Source organism: Bradyrhizobium oligotrophicum S58, from assembly GCF_000344805.1.
In the GTDB taxonomy this organism is placed as follows: domain Bacteria; phylum Pseudomonadota; class Alphaproteobacteria; order Rhizobiales; family Xanthobacteraceae; genus Bradyrhizobium; species Bradyrhizobium oligotrophicum.
Map to the genome: position 1 here is coordinate 592,014 of NC_020453.1, position 17,635 is coordinate 609,648.

General features: G+C 61.5%; 14 protein-coding genes. 10 read left to right on the top strand and 4 right to left on the bottom strand.

All coding sequences use genetic code 11. The features are described 5' to 3' along the window. Window positions 1-408: 408 nt before the first annotated feature. Window positions 409-645 carry a helix-turn-helix domain-containing protein gene (locus S58_RS02705; protein ID WP_015663696.1) on the top strand — a complete coding sequence of 79 codons (237 nt, stop codon included), beginning with the start codon at window positions 409-411 and terminating at the stop codon, window positions 643-645. A gap of 228 nt (window positions 646-873) precedes the next feature. After that, complete coding sequence (locus S58_RS37180; RefSeq protein WP_015663697.1) at window positions 874-1,839, top strand: hypothetical protein; 966 nt, start codon at window positions 874-876, stop codon at window positions 1,837-1,839. A gap of 1,098 nt (window positions 1,840-2,937) precedes the next feature. On the opposite strand, the gene S58_RS36075 is transcribed toward S58_RS37180, so the two are convergent. Then, the gene (locus S58_RS36075) at window positions 2,938-3,162 is read right to left on the bottom strand and encodes a helix-turn-helix transcriptional regulator (protein WP_015663699.1); all 225 of its coding nucleotides are present in this window, start codon (window positions 3,160-3,162) and stop codon (window positions 2,938-2,940) included. Window positions 3,163-3,288: 126 nt separating this feature from the next. Then, window positions 3,289-6,300, bottom strand: a complete 3,012-nt coding sequence (traA, locus tag S58_RS02715) for a Ti-type conjugative transfer relaxase TraA (RefSeq protein WP_042338605.1) — start codon at window positions 6,298-6,300, stop codon at window positions 3,289-3,291. A 171-nt stretch (window positions 6,301-6,471) separates the two neighbouring features. Between traA and S58_RS02720 the strand changes: the two genes are divergently transcribed. Both S58_RS02720 and S58_RS02725 read left to right on the top strand, forming a co-directional pair. Further along, window positions 6,472-6,798 carry a conjugal transfer protein TraD gene (locus S58_RS02720; RefSeq protein WP_015663701.1) on the top strand — a complete coding sequence of 109 codons (327 nt, stop codon included), beginning with the start codon at window positions 6,472-6,474 and terminating at the stop codon, window positions 6,796-6,798. A gap of 1 nt (window position 6,799) precedes the next feature. Beyond that, window positions 6,800-7,051, top strand: coding sequence for a conjugal transfer protein TraD (locus tag S58_RS02725; RefSeq protein ID WP_015663702.1), 252 nt, complete (start codon window positions 6,800-6,802; stop codon window positions 7,049-7,051). A 254-nt stretch (window positions 7,052-7,305) separates the two neighbouring features. Here the strand turns inward: S58_RS02725 and S58_RS02730 are convergent, their stop codons facing one another. Continuing rightward, a complete protein-coding gene (locus tag S58_RS02730; protein WP_015663703.1) occupies window positions 7,306-8,235 on the bottom strand; it encodes a LysR family transcriptional regulator in 930 nt (309 codons plus the stop codon). 108 nt (window positions 8,236-8,343) lie between these two features. On the opposite strand from S58_RS02730, the gene S58_RS37185 reads away from it, so the two are divergent. From S58_RS37185 to S58_RS02750, 5 genes are all read left to right on the top strand, one after another. Then, a complete protein-coding gene (locus tag S58_RS37185; RefSeq protein WP_144058229.1) occupies window positions 8,344-8,625 on the top strand; it encodes a hypothetical protein in 282 nt (93 codons plus the stop codon). Between the two features lie 44 nt (window positions 8,626-8,669). Further along, a complete protein-coding gene (locus S58_RS02735) occupies window positions 8,670-9,446 on the top strand; it encodes a type III pantothenate kinase (RefSeq protein WP_042338607.1) in 777 nt (258 codons plus the stop codon). 694 nt (window positions 9,447-10,140) lie between these two features. Continuing rightward, complete coding sequence (locus tag S58_RS02740) at window positions 10,141-11,346, top strand: MFS transporter (protein WP_042338609.1); 1,206 nt, start codon at window positions 10,141-10,143, stop codon at window positions 11,344-11,346. Between the two features lie 127 nt (window positions 11,347-11,473). Beyond that, a complete protein-coding gene (locus S58_RS02745) occupies window positions 11,474-12,679 on the top strand; it encodes an MFS transporter (protein WP_015663707.1) in 1,206 nt (401 codons plus the stop codon). 509 nt (window positions 12,680-13,188) lie between these two features. Continuing rightward, window positions 13,189-15,060, top strand: a complete 1,872-nt coding sequence (locus tag S58_RS02750) for an NF038122 family metalloprotease (protein ID WP_144058230.1) — start codon at window positions 13,189-13,191, stop codon at window positions 15,058-15,060. Between the two features lie 55 nt (window positions 15,061-15,115). Here S58_RS02750 and S58_RS38085 read toward each other — a convergent pair whose 3' ends face one another. Continuing rightward, window positions 15,116-15,283 (bottom strand): hypothetical protein, encoded by a 168-nt coding sequence (locus tag S58_RS38085; RefSeq protein WP_160167579.1) that lies wholly within the window; start codon window positions 15,281-15,283, stop codon window positions 15,116-15,118. 638 nt (window positions 15,284-15,921) lie between these two features. On the opposite strand from S58_RS38085, the gene S58_RS02755 reads away from it, so the two are divergent. Then, a complete protein-coding gene (locus S58_RS02755) occupies window positions 15,922-17,619 on the top strand; it encodes a methyl-accepting chemotaxis protein (RefSeq protein ID WP_015663711.1) in 1,698 nt (565 codons plus the stop codon). Window positions 17,620-17,635 lie beyond the last annotated feature (16 nt).

The following is a 17,635-nucleotide window of genomic DNA, read 5'->3' on the forward strand; positions in this document are numbered from 1 at the left end:
CCGATTATCAACGTGCTGGGACTCTAACGCGGAGATCTCTGACAGCAGCGTGACGAAGGTCGTGTCTAACTGGACAAGGGCAAAATCGGGCTCAAGCTGTTCAGCTGGGTCCGTTGGATCTGCTGGAAGCTCACTACGTAGCTCCAACTCCTTCGCTCTCAGAGCGGCCGTTGGATCCATCAACTGCCCCGACGGTACGTTGCCCATTTGCCCTCGGTCCTGATTCAATGAAGTTGCATTTTCCCTTCACGGTGTGCGCCGGAGGCGGCGCCGCAGCCACGCAGCGCGGGAAGATCGGCACTCCCACTGAGAATGGTGAAAAGGAAATAGGGTCGAGCCCGTAGAATACCGAATTTATAGGTATCTGAAAAGTCGTTTTATGTCTCTGGCCCCCCTCGGGAGCCCGGGATGCCAAAATCGGTGACATCACCACTGCAGAAAAAGCTTGCCGCCATGCTGGTCGAGCACAGAAAGGCTGCAGGGTTGAGACAGGTCGATCTCGCTGAAAAGATGGGTGTCTATCAGTCCTGGGTGACCCACATGGAATCTGGCCAGCGTCGGATTGACGTCGTCGAGCTAATCGAGCTGGGGAAGATCCTGGGGTTCGACCCGGTTGACGTCGTCAGGAAATTGAGCCGCAAGTAGGCTCTACACGCCCAGTCGCGCTCCTGAGCGCCAAACGTTCGAATCATTCCGGGCGCGCCATTTAATTCAAGCACTTGGCCAGAATCGCCGTTGCTACCCACTTAGCCCCGATGAATTTAGGTCCGGCCCGTCGTCGAAACCCGCGCAAAGCCTTTTCACAATCGTCAGAACTTGTTGCGTTTTAATTTTCTAAATTGTAACTTGCATTGTATGCAACTCTAGAGATTGGTGGCGAAAGTGGCTATTAGCCCGCTCGAGAAACCCCTGGACTGCGATGCTATTCTCGCGACGCCGAGGGATATTACTGTTGATAATTGGAGTTGGCGAGAAACACTTGCTTGGTTGCAAACACTGGACGAGAAGAATTGGGAGGAGAGTGGCAAGAGCGGAGCTGGAACGCTCGACTTCTTAGGTGGATCGTATTCTGAGTTTGATAAGAAGCGCCGCGCTCTACTATCGACGAATAACTACAATTATGATGCAACTGCTACCAGGCAGTTGCTGATTCAGAAAACAAATCCTCAGGTGTTTGAACAGTGGGGCAACTGTGTCCAAGCACAGCTTAGCCAAGGTGGCATCATCTGCTATCTGGAAGATATTAGGGAGAAAGCCGGCACGCTTGTAGTTCAGTGGAGAACTGCTCCAGGTTTGAAAGAACTGCGAGACGTCCAGGTCATCTGTGATGGCGGCCAGATTGAACGCTCTTTCAAACAGGGCGCCTCGATTGACGGCACCAAGCGTCTGCTTATCACTCGTGAATCGTCTAAAGATCTCAGGGGTATAGTAAATGGCGTCGCCGGAAACTCAGGAGATTATTCCGCCTCCTTTTTCTTCCCCGCAGTTGATAAGACCACGACCAAGTTGATATCCGAATCGAAAGGTAAGTACTCTGATCGAGTTCACGTTAACGTAGGCCCCTACGATAAACCGTCTACAATTGCAGTTCGAGTAGATGGCCGTTCCGAGTACGAGAGTCCGGGCGATCCATGGTTTAGAGTCGACTTAATCGCACCGGGGCGTTCCATTGTCGGACCAACATATAAGTTCAAGGCACGGGAGGAAAGTTCCCAATCGCATTCCATGTTCTATTTTCTGCCGGCCGGCGCAATCGCCGAGTTTAGTGGCGAAATGCACAATGAGCACGCGGTGTCGTTAGGGATGTCAATTGAAGCAAGAGTCACCTTAACCAACTAAGCTGGACATTGTTCTTACGGCGGAATCAGTGCCGCCACGAAATTGTCCGGAGCTGTTTCGCGACGCCTGCCTGCCGCATCGATTTTTAAGGGCTCCGTCCCCAAGGAACGAATACGTCCCGATCAGCGTCGCGACGGGCTTCGAGATCCCGTATAAGGCACGCTTAATCTTCGCACTCGCGTTCGAAACGATCTACGCTTCAGGAGATGATCGTGGGCCCTCACCTGATGGCCCCAATCAAAATGGGAGCTTGCATGCGGATAACCAGAGGCCTTTTCCGTTTGTGGGTGGTCGCTTCGGTGCTGTGGATCGCTTCTGTCGCGTTCATCACGTGGCAGAGGTGGCCCATTGATGACTGGACCGTCGTGAAAGTGGAGCCGTTTGACCCTGATGAGTATCTGAAGAATACGGCTAAGCCTCGGCCTGAAAGCACGCCTATGCCTAGCTGGTCAATTGAGAGCGAAATGCCGTCTGCGAAGACGCGATTCAACTCCTCGAAGCTGTTCGGTGTTGAGAAGCAGGCGTACTCTTCCAAGGCAGCCCTTGAGGCAGAGCGGCATGACGCTCTTAGGACGGGAGCCGCAGTCGGCATCACGCCCCCGGTGGCCGTGCTCATGCTAGGAATGTCTCTGATATGAGTCATCCGAGGTTTCCGATCTGAAGCGACTTGAGGAGAACTTGACTGATCCATTCCACCCCGAGCACCCGCGAACGCCAGCGCAAGCGTCATCGGCGTTCGGGGGGGCGCGACGCACGCCTGCGGCTGCGGCAGCCTTGATCCTAATCTCATTGGTGGTTCTAGCGCAGCCTTGTACGTGCCATTGATCTCGCGTTATTAATCAATCTGGAGGGGCGTCGCCCTCTTGCACGCCGGGGTAAAGCGCCGGCAGAGCGCCGGTGCCGATGGGAGTGCGACAGCTCCCGCAATATATCCTTGTCTCCTTGGGAAGCAGGAGCCGAGGCGGTGGTTCCGCAGTCAGGACCGAAGCGGCGGAGCCGGGCGCGACAGCACCCGCCTTTTCGGTCCGAGGCCGGGCCGGTTCACTGCCATCGCAGCAAGAGGACATGCGGCCTGACGTCCTGGCCGAAGCTGGGCAATCACCGACTTCGCCAGGCTTCATCTAGCTCGCCCTTCGAAGGCCATCCGGCTGGATCTGCGATCCAGCGGTTGATGTCCGATTCATGCCAGCCGCTCCCGTTGGTGCTGATCCTGAGCTGAGCCGGAAACGTGCCCTCGGCGATCTTGCGGTAGATGGTGGAACGGGACAGCCCGGTCCTGGCGAGGACGGTTTTCAGACGGATGATACGATCTGGTTCGTGCACGGTCGCGGTGCCTCCTGCTGGCTGTTTCTGACAGCTGCTGAGCAGAGGGGCAGGCATCTGCCGGGCGTGCAATTGGGTTTTCGACTTGTCGTTGCTTGGCGTCCAAACGGCGGCAGACAGGCGGTATCAACGTTCAAGCCCTCGGTCTCTTCCAAAGCCGATACCGCGGGTGAAGGCCAACTCCTGACCGAGCCGGCGGCCTGATTCGAACGAGATACCGAGCTCCCGCTTGCGATTGGCGAGGATGGATTCTAGTTGCGGATCGCGTTCAAGGCTTTTGGCCATGTCGCCCATCGCCGAACGTGTGGCCTTGTAGCCGGACATGTCACCGGCCTGATACTGGCGCTGGCTGGTGTGATCGAGCTTCTGCCAGCGTTCCACGAAGTGATCGGCGCGGCGGCTCGGATCGGTGCTAAGTTCGGTCTCGAGCTGGAGCGCGCGGACGGCGCGGCTGACCTGGCCGCCAGCCGCTTCGCGTGCCAGTTCCGGGTTCTTCCTGTAGGCGGCTTCGGCATCACGCGGACCAAAGGGCCGCACTTCTTCGAAGGCTTGGCGAGCCGTCTGTAGTTCTTTCACTTGCGCAGGATTGGTCGCGCCGCCCTTCTCCTGCGCTGTGAGGATGGTATCCACGGCGCGGGCATGGCGGACGAGTGCTCGCGTGCGCAGGCGACGCAATTCCTCGCGCGGGTCCTTCGCCGCCTGCCTTTCCGGTGCCTCGATGTCGCGCCGGTCGGCTCCCGTACGCCCCGTTTCCCTTTCCGGCGATGCTTGCTCCGGCCTGCGTCCACTATCCGGCCCGGGGGCATCTGTAGGCGAACGCAGGCCATCAAACATCTCGCGCAGCTTCTGCGGCACGATCTTGCGCACGATCTCGGCAACGCGCTCGCGGAACGTGATCCCGCGCCGTTCGGCATAGCTCTGGACCGCATCGGATAAGTCGTACTCCGAGGCCATGTCCTTGGCGCGATCGCGCGACAGGGTACGGGCGAGCCGGTCCGCATTGGCAAAATCGTCGCGGCCATAATGCAGGTCCACCCCATCGCGGTGCCGCGACAGGGCGACATAGCTGCTGTGGGCGTCCATGCCGGGCGTCACCAGGACATGGACGCGGTCGACAGTCATACCCTGCGCCTTGTGGATTGTCGCGGCATAGCCATGGTCGATCCGGTTGTAATCCTTGAGGTCGAAACGCACGGATCGGCCATCGTCGGTCTGCACGGCCATGGATTGCGCGCTGACCTGCGCGATGGTTCCGAGCGTGCCGTTCTTGACGCCAAGACCGCGCTCGTTCTGCAGGAACATGACGCGATCTCCGCTGGCGAAGGCTCTCGCGCCGCGCTCGACCGTCACCCCCACCTCATCGCCCAGATCACCTACAGCCCGCATCCGCTCGCGTGCTACCTCGTTGAGGTCCCGAACTTGGTCGTTGGTGTGGGTGAGAATGATCCGGCTGCGATCGGGCGAGGCCTGCCGGTCGCGGTCCCAGCGCTCGATCAGATCGCCGCGCGCCCGTTCGCGGCTCGGGGCCTCGTGCACCATGCCGTGGGTGCGGTAAGCTCCGAGCGCCTGGCCCACTTTGCCGGTTGCCAGATCGCGCGTGGCCTCGCGCTGCCAGTCCTGGCGCTGGCGGCGCACCTCTCCGATTTCCGCGCCGCCGTGGCGCTCATGGATGGAGCGGAACGCCGCGCCCGCCTCGATGGCCTGTAATTGTTGCGGATCGCCGACCAGCACCACCTTCGCGCCGGCCTCGGCAGCATGCGACAGCACGCGCTCAAGCTGGCGCGTGCCGACCATGCCCGCCTCGTCGATCACCAGCACATCACTGGATCTGAGCTGATCACGGCCTTGTTCCCAGCCATGCTCCAGGCTGGCGATCGTGCGCGACGCAATGCCCGATCCGCCTCCGAGGTTTTCTGCGGCAATGCCGGACAGCGCCGCGCCCCGAACCTCGAAGCCGGCTGCCTCCCAGGCGTCCCGCGCTACCCCCAGCATCGCGCTCTTTCCCGTCCCGGCATGGCCGAGAACGACGCTGAGACCGCGTCCGTTCGTGACATGCGCCAGCGCCCCGGCCTGCTCGGACGACAGCAACAGGCCGCGCGCTTCCGCTCGCGCCAAAGCGGCCTGGCAATCCGCGTCGCGGACCTCATGGCGCTCGCGGTCCGCCATCAATTCAGCGGCACGGTGCAGGCGCCGTTCTGCCTCGACCATGCCGCGGGTGGTGAACCGATCCTCGCCGCGGGCGTCCTTGCCGAGTTCGACCAGATCTGGCGCTCCCCGCATCGCGCCCATGACCTCGTTGAACTGGTCGAGCCCGTCACTGTGCCGATGCGCGAACTTTGCCAGGTCTCGGCGCGTGAAGGTCGATTGCTGCTGGGTGATAGCGTCCAGGCCGATAGAGGGATCGGCGATGATCCGCGCGCCGTTGTTGCGCGCTATCTCGCGGTGCATCTCGGCCCGGTCGGCCTCAGCCCCTTCGCCTGCGGCGTCCCGACCCTCGATGCGTTTCGCCGGTGCGCCGATCTGGCTTTGCGGCTCGAGCGCAATACCCTGGTCTTTCAGGCTGCGATGATCGATCCGCGCGTCGATGTCGAGTTCGGCCAGACGCTCATTGGCGAGCTCCGCCCAGCGTTTGCGCCATCGCTCGACCATCTCGGTGCGATTCCAATCCCGGACCTTCTGGCCAAACCCGTTCTCGTCGACCGCGCGCATCGTCAGCATGACATGGGCATGGGGCTTGGGCATGCCGTCCTCGGTCCTGTCCCAATGCACATTGAGGTCGGCGATCATGCCGAGACCCACGAACTCGCCGCGAACGAAGTCGCGGGCCAGCTCGATCCCCTGTGTCTCGGTCAGTTCTCGCGGAAGCGCGAACTCGACCTCACGGGCCAGCTGGGCATCTTTTCGGACTTCGAATGACTCGACAGCATTCCACAGCCGCTCGCGGTCGCGCCAGGCTTCCGGCGCGTTCTCCGGCAGCATCACCTCGCAATGGACGACGCCGCGCTTGGCGGAAAAATCCTGCTCCCGGCCGAGCCGCTCGTCGCGCAGCCGCGAGCCCGAGCGGTAGGCCGCCGATGCCACCGCACTGCTCCCAGCCTTCCGGCCAATGACCTTGACGTGAAGATGATAGATCGCCATCGCGACCAGAGCATCTACACAGCGAAGCGTGCGTCGGCACGACGTATAAGCGCGCCCTCTCTCGAAAAAATCTCGTGAGGGATCGCACCGTCCCAGCCTGTCCTGATGACCCTACAGCAATGCGCCGGTAGCCAAGCTATCATTTCTCCACCAACACTCATGGAGACCACGATGCGCAAACCAAGAGACTTTGATGCGGACCTGAAGGCACTCGAAGACAAGGCCCGCGGGCTGAAAACTCGCAAGGTCTGCCAGCTCGGTGAACTGGTTGTCGCGACTGGAGCAGACGCTCTCACCGCCGAAGAACTGGCGGGCGCGCTGCTTGTCTTGGCCGAGACGAAAGAGGCCGGAAAGAGGGAGGCATGGGCCAAGCGCGGGGCCGCTTTCTTTCAAAGCCGGACGCGGCGAATTACGCCAGCAGCTGATCACAACACGGACGGCGCTCCTGCGCGACCGAGCGGCGTTCAACCGGCATCAAGCCGCAAGAGCTTGGCATGACATGCGCGCGTGGCAGGTCGAGCGCCGCAAGCGCACGCGGCATCTCATCGAACTGGGAGGCCTAATCGTCAAAGCCCGTATCGTCGAACTGACCAGCGATGATCGGGTTACGATCTACGGTGCGCTGCTCTGGATAGCTGACAAGCTCCAAAGCGATCAAGGCGGGCACGCCCGCAAGCTGTGGGCCGCGAAAGGGAAGCAAGCGTTCGAGGCGGATCCGGAAACGCATGGCCCTACAGGTCAGAAAACTTAGGCAGATCATCGGTGATGGACGACAATGGCGGCCGGCGCGAAGACTGCCTTCACGAAGGATTCGTTTAGTATGCGATGAGCCTCAAAAGCCGCGATCCGGCAAACGTGCTTTTGGCCCCGAGGATTGATCCAATAGGTGCAGAGTTTACCGAACATCAGACGTCACTCGGCCCAACTCCATGTCAATATACGAAGACCGCCTATCGATACGGGACCTCTTGCAAGGCCGTTGCGTGTATATCGTCTCTGTCCTTGTCAATCGTCTTCACAATGGTCAACGCCAGAAGCAAATGGATCGCGCTTGCGCCAGCGGTCGGTGAGAAAATCTGCGAATGCCCGGGTCTTCGTGGAAGGTAAGCGAGACGGCTGAAACACAAGGTTGAGTGGGGTCGGCGCGGGCTCGTGACTGCGAAGGATCCGTCGTAAACCTCCCTCCGCAAGATCTGCCTCAACTTGCCAGGAGGGCACTCTCACGATGCCAGCGCCCTGCTTCGCCGCGGTGACGAGCGCATCGAGACTGTTGGCCCAAATCCTCCCGGTGATGCGGATCCGGCATTCGGTTGCCTGATCTGGCCCGAAGCGCCATACCGCGGCACCAGGTGTGCTCGAGAACACCAGACATTCATGCTGCTGTAGCTCAGCTGGTGATTGCGGGGTTCCGCGACGTTCCAAGTAGGCCAATGAAGCGCATACGATCATCTGCAGATTGGCAATCTTTCGCGCGACCAATTGCGAATCAACCAAGTGTCCAACACGCAACGAGAGATGAATATCTTCCTCGACCATGTCGACGGGGCGGTCGACTAGAAGTAAGTCGACAGAAAGCGACGGGAAGCGCTGCAAGAATTCGTCCAGCAGTGGTGCGATCAGCAGTCGACCGATTAGACTGGGGACGCTGACGCGCAGACGCCCCGACGGCTGTCGATCCCGGCGCGACAGTGCCGCTTCGATCTCTTTGAACTCCGCTAGGATCGACTTCGCTCGCTCATAGAGAACTCGTCCATCTTCGGTAAGAGCCAAGCGTCGGGTGGTCCGTAACAATAGCTGTGTTCCGTAGTGTTGCTCCAACTCGGAAATTTGCCGACTCACGGAGGTGAGCGAGCTCGGGAGTGACCTCGCCGCAGCGGACAAGCTTCCCGCCTCTACCACCCGGACGAAAGTCTCCAACGCAGCGAATTGGTCCATCGCAATCCTTCCGCGCTGGGGAAGACAGCTTGCCAAAAATCACAGATACCGCCGAATTTTGAGAGGGTCTAGCCTACGCTCGGATTGAACAGCCATTAGGATGCGGAGATGTCTAGCAATATCGTCTTGAGGCCGCCTTCTCACCCCTTAGAAACCTGGGGTCTATCCGGAGCCGACGCGGTGCTGGGTTTTGCAGCTATGCTCGCGTTTTCCTTCATAGGAATGATATTGGATTTGCTCGCACTTATCGGCCTAAACGGCGGCGCATGCGCGGCGTTTTTGTCTTTTTGTTTGATTGCATTCGCGCCAGCACTTGCGGCGGTTGGCGCTTTGGGCATCGCGCGCACAAGGCCGATGTGCCGGCCTGAAGATCGACCGCAATCGTTGTAAGTGAATCCCTCGGGTGAGGACGACACCAAGCGAAGGCTCTATCAATGCTTCTGGCAATTGAGCAAGGAAACACGAACAGCCTTTTTGCGGTCCACGATGGAAGCCATTGGGTTGCCCAATGGAGATCGGCAACAGAGCCAAGTCGTACGGCAGATGAATACGCAGTTTGGCTGTCGCAGTTGATGAAAATGCACAAGCTTGAACTGGGACTCATAGATGCATGTGTGATATCAAGCGTAGTCCCGCAATCAATCTTCAACCTGCGAAATTTGTCTCGCCGTTATCTGAGCGTCGAGCCCCTGATCATTGGTGAAAATGCAAAGCCAGGCATTCCAATCCGAACGAGAACTCCCGCGGAGGTTGGATCCGATCGACTAGTCAATGCCCTCGGCGCCGCTGGTCTGTATCGGGGCCCATTGATTATCGTAGACAGCGGCACTGCTATCACCTTGGATGTGATCGGAAGTGATGGCGGCTTCGAGGGAGGCGTGATTGCGCCAGGCGTCCACCTGTCGATGGAGGCACTGCATGCCGCCGCCGCGAAGCTTCCTAGAATCGCTCTGCAAAGGCCGGGCCGGATTGTCGGCGATGACACGGTCAGCGCCATGCAGTCCGGTATATTCTGGGGGCACGTTGCGCTTATCGAAGGGATGATCGCACGTATCAAGGCGGAACGGAAACAAGCAATGACAGTCGTTGCAACCGGCGGTGTCGCATCATTGTTTCACGGTGCTACCGACGCGATAGATCACTTCGATCCAGACCTCACTATTCGCGGGCTGCTAGCTATATACCGTCTTAACTCAGGGGCTTCAAAATAGGTTCACGGCCTCCTAGGTGAGCGCACGTCTAGCGGCTCCGCTCCGAGCGTCGCTTTGGAAGGATAGGCTGCTGGTCTTATCGCAAATGGCTCGGGTGGAGACACGGTTTGACGGCAATCCGCTGAGGGTTTCGGCGCTTCCTGTGTCGAGAGAAATCGGCGCTCCAATCCCGGGTCGCGTCTATAATAGACCGCAATTGTCCGTCGGCTTTCGCTCCAATCCGCCACGATGACGAGGGTGACGCCGTGGGAATGCGGGCACAAAATTGAGCTAAATATATGCAATTTATGGACAAATTGGCCGATTTTCGCGGACACTCTCTCCGCCAGTCAGTATGCCCCGTTCCCGGGCCGAACAGCTCGCCGGATCTGCGGCGCCGTGGTGCAGCCGTGTCTGTGCAGCTGGTCTGCTGCTGCCGGTCCGTCTTAGGCGGAGACCGCGTTCCAATCGCCCGGCCAGGGACACACCCAGCTTCCATGGCCGCCGGGCCTTGATTTAACGAAAGGCGGGAATCCTTTCATTGGGCGGCGCCCCAATTAAAGGTTGGGGAACATGAGCGAAACGAGATGCGGCGTTTGGCCCGGGAGAGGGGGGCGGTCGCCGGCAAAATCGACGTCTTCCAATCGCGAAGGACGGCAATCGCGTTCGAATGTCACGCCGTTTCCGTAGGCTACGGCCTGGTTTCGTCGTGGAGATGCCTGGGGTGGTCGCGGAAAGAAAGGTCCTGACAGCGCTCGCCGTGCTGGCTGTCACGCAATTGATCGGATGGGGCACGCTCAGCCTGCCGGCCGTGCTCGGTCGCGACATGGCGGCGGATCTGGGCATGACTCTGGCCGCGGTCTTTGCCGGCAATGCGACCCTCTATATGGTGATGGGACTGTGCTCGCCGCTGCTGGCGCGATGGTTCGTGCACCATGGTGGCAGGCGAATGATGATCGCGGGCACGCTGCTCGCCGCGCCGGGTTACGGCTTGCTGTCCGCCGCGCAGGGACCGATCATCTACTATATGGCCTGGCTGCTCCTTGGCATTGCCGGCAGCGCGACGCTCTCGACGGCCGCCTACATCGTTCTGAACGAGATCGCCGGGCCGCGCGCGCGGAGCGCCATCGGTGCCCTGATGCTGGTGACCGGACTGTCGAGCAGCATCTTCTGGCCGCTCAGCTCCGTCATGGGCGCTCATATCGGCTGGCGCGGCACTTGTCTGATGTATGTCGGGCTGCTTCTGCTCATCACGCTACCTCTCCTTGTGTTCGTCCTACCGAAGCGCCCCCGGGATCATCTGGCCCTCGCCTCGGACATACAAGCAGCGAGCGTCCAATCAGCTCTCGCGCGAAGTACGTTCTATCTGCTGGTCGCAGCCATCGGCCTCAATGCCTTCGTGTCGATGGGGCTGAGCGCCATCTTCATCGAGTTGCTAAGGGTTGAAGGACTCACGAGCGCGGAAGCGGTCGGCTTCGGGTCGATGTTGGGTGTGGTCCAGATCAGTGCCCGCGCCGTTGATTTCCTGGGCGGGGGCCGTTGGGACGGCATCACCACGGCGCTCACCGCGGGGCTTGCGTTACCACTGGCGATGCTGCTGCTGATCGTGGCTGGTGGCTCCTACGCGACGGTGGCGGTCTTCATTCTGATTTATGGCCTCGGCAGCGGCGCACTGGCGGTGGCACGGGCGACCATGCCGCTCGTGTTCTACGACAAGGCGGCGTTTGCGAGAGCGTCGGCGCAGATCGCGCTGCCGCTCAATCTGTTATCTGCCGTCTCGGCGCCTGTCCTGGCTGCGCTGCTCACCGGTTATGGCAGCAACGCGTTGCTGGGGGTGACCTTCGCCTGCTCCTCCGCTGCCCTGCTCATGCTGTTGCTGCTTCGCCGGCGGCGACCGGCGCGCGTCATGGCCGGCACATAGCCCGAGCACCCTCATCCACGGTGGGGCGCAATTCCAAAACAGCGGGGCTCGTGCGGCGCGAATGCTCTAGAACCAGCATTGTGGCGCATGTCGCGCGTCCTCTCCCCTGCAATGCCCTCGCCCCGAAATGCCGCCCGTCATCGCTGATCCCTCCCTGCTGCGCGTCCTGATCGTGCTCGCCATTACCCAGCTGATTGGCTGGGGCACGCTCAGCCTGCCGGCGGTGATCGGCCGGGCCATGGCGGCGGATCTGGAGATGGACCTGACCGCGATCTTCGCCAGCACCTCGGTGCTGTACATGTCGATGGGCCTGTGCTCGCCGCTGCTGGCCCGGCCGTTCGTCAAGCATGGCGGGCGTCGGGTGATGATCGCGGGCACGCTACTGGCGGCGCCCGGCTATGCGCTGCTGGCGGCGGCGCAGGGGCCGCTGTCCTATTATGCGGCGTGGCTGCTGCTCGGCGTCGCCGGCAGCGCGACCCTGTCGACGGCGTCCTACATCGTGCTCAACGAGGTCGCCGGCTTGCGCGCGCGCAGCGCCATCGGCGCCCTGATGCTGGTCACGGGATTGTCGAGCAGCATCTTCTGGCCGCTCACCGCGGCGCTGTCGGCGCAGATCGGCTGGCGCAGCACCTGTCTGGTCTATGCCGGCCTGCTGCTGCTGGTGTCGCTGCCGCTGTTCGTGTTCCTGCTGCCGCGGCGCGTCCATGATCATTTGCCGGCGACCTCGGCCGCGGCGGCGTCCGTGCCGATGTCGGCGCCGGCCCGCAGCACCTTCTATCTGCTGGTCGGCGCCTCCGGACTCAACGCCTTCGTCGCGTTCGGGATGGGCGCCGTGCTGGTCGAGCTCCTGAAGGCCGAGGGCTTGTCGGCGGCGGAGGCCGTCGGCTTCGGGTCGATGCTGGGCGTGATCCAGATCAGCGCCCGCGCGATCGACTTTCTCGGCGGCGGCCGCTGGGACGGCATCACCACCGCGATCGTCGCCGGGCTGGCGCTGCCGGCGGCGATGCTGCTGTTGATGCTGAGCGACGGCTCGCATGCCGCGATCGCCGCCTTCATCCTGATCTATGGCCTCGGCAGCGGCGCGCTTGCCGTGGCCCGCGCCACCATGCCGCTGGTGTTCTACGACAAGGCGGCGTTCGCCAAGGCCTCCGCCCAGATCGGGCTGCCGCTCAATCTGCTGTCGGCGGTGTCGGCGCCGATCCTGGTCGAGCTGCTCACCCGCTATGGCAGCAACGCGCCGCTGGCGCTGAGCCTGGTTTGCTCCTGTGCCGCCGTCGTCATTCTGCTGCTGTTGCGGCGGCGCCGGCCGGCGCAGGCGGTGGCTGCGTCATGACGCTCGATTCGCCCGACGGGTTCTGACCGCGCGATATCTCCGCGAGCACCTGTGTTCGGACCAGCGGAAGAGTCCGAATCCGTCTGCGCCAGACCACGAAGTTTGTTCTCGGGATCAGGCACATCAGCACCGCCACGCGTCCCTGCTCACGCCGAGGCAACTCGGGCGCAAATGGCTTCCCAGCAATCGCCACCTGACCAATCCGGCCCATGCTGGCGGGCGCGGTGCCCCCCCCGCCAGCTACACCACGCAACGGGACACGATCGGCGTAGGGCTTAGACTGAACGTCGCGCGCTTCAAAATGCAGATTTACGTCTCGATTCACAGGCGAATCGTGACCATGCAGCCATCAGCTGTCGTATAAGTTGTATGATCACCAAGAGAAACAAGCGGACACAATGGCTTACTTCAGAACCCGATTCCCCGGTGCAACCAGGGGGCGTCATTTACAGAAAGACATCCGCCCATAATAGTCCTTGATCGACCGAAGCCAGACCTCAGGCGCACGAATGAACCTTGTCCTCGATTATGAAAGTTCTGCTCTTGCAGCTCCTCAGAGCTTCAGGGACGCCATGCAAGCTGCTGCCAACATTCTGGACGCAGAAATCCTCGACAACATTACAGTTACCATTCTTGTCGGGTACGGCGATTGGAACAACGGTGCGTTCAAAACCAAAGCTGGACAGGCGCTGGGCGGGTCTTTGGACAACCTTTTCGTCAATTACTCGGATTTGAGGTCCGCGCTCGCAGCCCACGAGACCTCGGTCGTCGATCAGTCGGTCGTGAACTCGTTGCCGAATACATCGATCGTCGACAATAATTATGCGTTTGGCGTAAGTTCCGCAGTCGCGAAAGCCTTGGGCCTGATGTCGCCAACGGCCTCGGTCATAGACGGAGCCGTTGGCTTTGACCCCTCAATTCCGACCAATCTTTTGGTCGGCGCCGCCCTGCACGAACTGACACATGCGATGGGACGGGAGCCCGCGTCCGGCGCATCTGGTTCTGGCGCCGCAATCGCTGCGGGCACTTTTGATTTTGTACGCTACACGAGTGCGGGCAACCACCTGTATTCTACAGGCGACACGGCGGTCCCGGCCTATTTCTCGGTTGATGGCGGAAACACGAAACTGGCCGACTTCGGCCAGACGTCGGATTCCAGCGATTTTCTAAATGGCGGCGTTCAGGGACCGAACGATCCCTTCAACGAGTTTGGCAGCCCGACAACGATCCAGTCGCTCACTGCGGTCGATAGGGAAATGCTCGATGCAATCGGCTTCAATACGACGCCTGTCATCCTTCAGACCGATGGATCAACGAGTCTTGCTCAAGGAGCAAACCACTACCTGCTGATTAATGCCAGCACCGGAGCCGAGTCCGCGCTCATGTACGGTGGCGCGCTCGTAACCGTGGGCGAGTTCGGCAGCATCAGCCCGATCGGTGCGGTTCAGGCCGGGAACGGCTACGACATCGTTTGGCAGGTTGCAGGCGCCGACCAGTTCACATTCACGACCGCCGACAGCAACGGCAACTACACGTCGAACCTTTCCGGCATGGTCTCGGGACATAGCCTGTTTGCCGAACAAATGGAGACGACTTTCGGTCAGGACTTCAACCATGACGGCACTGTCGGTGTGACGGCGTCGCTCGTGCATGCCAACGGCAACACCAGTCTGCTGCAGATTGCCGACGAGTATTTCATGTATGTGAACGGATCGGGTCCGTCGATCAAGATCGGCGGTGCTCCGCTTGTCGTCGGCCAGCTTGGCAGCACCGCGCCCATTGCCGCAATCCAGAATGGCACGGGTTTTGAGATCGCCTGGCAGGACTCGAGCTCTGGCCAATTTACTTTCACGTTCGCCGACAACAACGGCAACTACCAGTCAAACCTTTCCGGAATGGTCTCGGGAACCAGCCTGACTGCTGAATTGCAAGAGGCGGTCTTTAAGCAGGATTTCAATCATGACGGTACCGTCGGGGTGACGGCATCGCTCGTTCATTCCAACGGCAACACCAACCTGCTCCACATCGCCGATCAGTATTTCATGTATGTCAACGGCTCGGGTCCATCGATCAAGATCGGCGGCGCCCCCTTTGTCGATGGCCAGCTTGGTAATACCAATCCGATTGCAGCGATCCAGACCGCCTCGGGGTTCGACATCGCGTGGAAGGACTCGAGCACTGGCCAATTTACTTTCACGGCCGCAGACAGCAACGGCAACTACACCTCAAATCTCAGCGGATGGGCGCCAGGCACGAGTGCAACCGTCGAAAACATGGAGACGACATTTTCTCAAGATTTCAATAACGACGGTGTGATCGGGATCCCAAGTCAGGCCACAGCTGATCTGCTCGGCCATCTCTCGGGCTTTCATCTCATCTGACTCATTGCTCAGCCGATCTCGGTGCGGGGGCGGTGCTGGAGCTGCCACTGCCGGCTCAGTGCTCTCTCGTGGCCTTGCCCCTCAGGCTCAATCCGGTTTGAAGTTCGCTCTCGCCCCCCGTGAGGACCAGAGCGTGAAGCGTAGCCGCTTTACGGAAGAGCAGATCATCGGGATTTTGAAGGAGCACGGCCGCCACCATCGCCTTCCGGTTGGTCTTCGTCATGCCGGGCTTGTCCCGCCTGTGCGGTCGAAAGCCGCTTCGAGGCGGGGATGCGGTGGCCCTGTCGGTCGGAGGTGCTTTGTCGCGCCGACGAACGATCCGATGCGGACGGTCAAGTCGCGTGGTCCTGGCTTCCCGATGCTGAGGTCAAGCCGGACGGCGGTGCGGAAGCGCATCGCGCCGACGATGGGGGCAAGACAGCCGGTCCCCAGGGAGATCGCGGAGCAGCTGTGAAAACCGTCGTGCAGGGCCCGCCGGGGGCTGTCCGGCTGAGCCTGTGGTTCCTGCCCGGTGCATTCCTTTCGCACGGGGGGCGCAGGAATCAGCCGATGCCTGGTCTCCCCTGCATCCTCGATTCCCCCAGGGGCTTCGCTGCACAAAGCCCGGGCGCCGATGCGCCGCGGGGGGGGAGGCGATCGGATGGGATGCCCCTTCGAGGCCCGGTTCCATGGGAACCGGTTTGGCGGGATCCCCGCCCTCGCCAAACGGCACTTTGGTTGTTTCCCGCCAGGACTTCACGCGAACGGATGGGGTATTGACCCAAAGACTAATTAGTCGGGCCGGGATCGGTCGGCAAAGATAGCAAACCATTAATGTGAGCTTGGTATCGTGCATACAGCCCATGTACGAGAATGAGAAAAATGCGACACCTGACTGTCTATCAGCGTCTGGCGGCGATCATTGCCGTGATGTCGATCGCACTGTTCGCCGTCTCCGCCATGCAGATCCTGATGATGCGCGGAACCGTCATCGAGGAACGGCAGACCATGGTCCGCAACCTCGTGGACTCCGCCGTCAAGATCCTGAGCTCCTATGACGCCGCGGCGACGGCCGGGAAGATGCCGCCGGAGCAGGCCCGCCAGCAGGCCTTCGCGGCGATCGGCGCGATGCGCTGGGGCCAATACAACGACTATCTCGGCGTCTACGGCACCGGGATGTCCGACGCGGGCGTCACGTACGTCCACGCCAATCCGAAATACATCAACGTCAATCGCTGGGACTTCAAGGATTCCACCGGGAAGCTGCTGATCCAGGACATCGTGCGCACGGCGCGCGCCGGCGGCGGCTTCGTCGAATACAAGGTGCCGCGTGCCGGAGGGACCGCCGAGCTTCCGAAGATGTCCTATGTCGGCGCCTATGGCAGCGGCGACAAGATGCTGGCGATCCAGGCCGGCGTCTATGTCGACGACATCGATGCGGTCGTCTACCAGCGGGCGCTGTGGGCCAGCATGGGCGGCCTCGCCGGTCTCATCGTGGCGGCTCTGGTCGCCTTCTGGCTCGGTCGCGGCATCGTCGCGCCGCTCGACCGGACCTGCGCTGTGATGGACGAACTGACCAAGGGCAATCTGGCGTTCGACGTGCCCTACACCGGACGCAGGAACGAGATCGGCCGCATGGCGCGCAGTCTGCAGATCTTCAAGGAGCATCTCGCCGAGAGCGAGCGCGCCAGGGCCGAGCAGGAGCAGTCCAAGCAGCAGGCCGCGGAGGAGCGCCGTGTGGTGCTGGCGCGCATCGCCGACGAATTCGAGCGCTCGATCGGCGGCGTGATCCAGACCACGGCGAGCGCAGCGGGCGAATTGCAGTCGTCGGCGCAATCGATGTCGAGCATCGTCTCCGGCACCAGCGATCAGAGTTCGAAGGTGGCCGCGGCCGCCGAGCAGACCGCGAAGAACGTGCAGATGGTGTCGGCTTCGGCCGAGCAGCTGTCGTCGTCGATCCAGGAGATCGCCAAGCAGGTGACGCAGTCGTCCTCGATCGCCCAGAACGCGGTCGGGCAGGCGACGCGGACGGAGGCGATGGTCGACAGGCTGGTCCACGCGTCGCAGAAGATCGGCGAGGTCATGGCGTTGATCCAGACCATCGCGGGCCAGACCAATCTGCTGGCGCTGAACGCGACGATCGAATCGGCGCGGGCCGGCGAGGCCGGCAAGGGCTTCGCGGTCGTCGCCAACGAGGTCAAGGCGCTGTCGGCGCAGACCGCCAAGGCGACCGAGGAGATCACCAGCCAGATCGAGGCGATCCGCGACGCCACGACCTCGACCGTCACCGCGATCCGCGACATCGGCACCACGATCGGCCAGATGAACTCGATCACCGAGACCATCGCCGCCGCGGTCGAGGAGCAGGGCGCCGCGACCAAGGAAATCGCCCGCAGCGTGCAGCAGGCGGCACAGGGCACCCAGGGCGTCATGCAGCACATCGTCGGCGTCCGCGAGGCCTCCGGCCAGGTCGGTGCCGCGGCGGCGCAGGTGCTGAGCGCGGCGGCCCAGCTCGGCAGTCAGTCGGATCAGCTGAAGAGCCAGACCGGGCACTTCCTCGGCAGCGTCCGCGCGGCGTGAGGCGGGCCGGCGGATG

Bases quoted from the DNA above. Each gene is read 5' to 3' on its own strand.
- S58_RS02745 (WP_015663707.1), top strand. From the start codon at position 11,474: ATGCCGCCCGTCATCGCTGATCCCTCCCTGCTGCGCGTCCTGATCGTG.
- S58_RS02705 (WP_015663696.1), top strand. From the start codon at position 409: ATGCCAAAATCGGTGACATCACCACTGCAGAAAAAGCTTGCCGCCATG.
- S58_RS02755 (WP_015663711.1), top strand. From the start codon at position 15,922: ATGCGACACCTGACTGTCTATCAGCGTCTGGCGGCGATCATTGCCGTG.
- S58_RS37185 (WP_144058229.1), top strand. From the start codon at position 8,344: ATGTCTAGCAATATCGTCTTGAGGCCGCCTTCTCACCCCTTAGAAACC.
- S58_RS02720 (WP_015663701.1), top strand. From the start codon at position 6,472: ATGCGCAAACCAAGAGACTTTGATGCGGACCTGAAGGCACTCGAAGAC.
- S58_RS02750 (WP_144058230.1), top strand. From the start codon at position 13,189: ATGAACCTTGTCCTCGATTATGAAAGTTCTGCTCTTGCAGCTCCTCAG.
- S58_RS02740 (WP_042338609.1), top strand. From the start codon at position 10,141: ATGCCTGGGGTGGTCGCGGAAAGAAAGGTCCTGACAGCGCTCGCCGTG.
- S58_RS02730 (WP_015663703.1), bottom strand. From the start codon at position 8,235: ATGGACCAATTCGCTGCGTTGGAGACTTTCGTCCGGGTGGTAGAGGCG.
- traA (WP_042338605.1), bottom strand. From the start codon at position 6,300: ATGGCGATCTATCATCTTCACGTCAAGGTCATTGGCCGGAAGGCTGGG.
- S58_RS38085 (WP_160167579.1), bottom strand. From the start codon at position 15,283: ATGACGAAGACCAACCGGAAGGCGATGGTGGCGGCCGTGCTCCTTCAA.
- S58_RS02735 (WP_042338607.1), top strand. From the start codon at position 8,670: ATGCTTCTGGCAATTGAGCAAGGAAACACGAACAGCCTTTTTGCGGTC.
- S58_RS02725 (WP_015663702.1), top strand. From the start codon at position 6,800: ATGCGCGCGTGGCAGGTCGAGCGCCGCAAGCGCACGCGGCATCTCATC.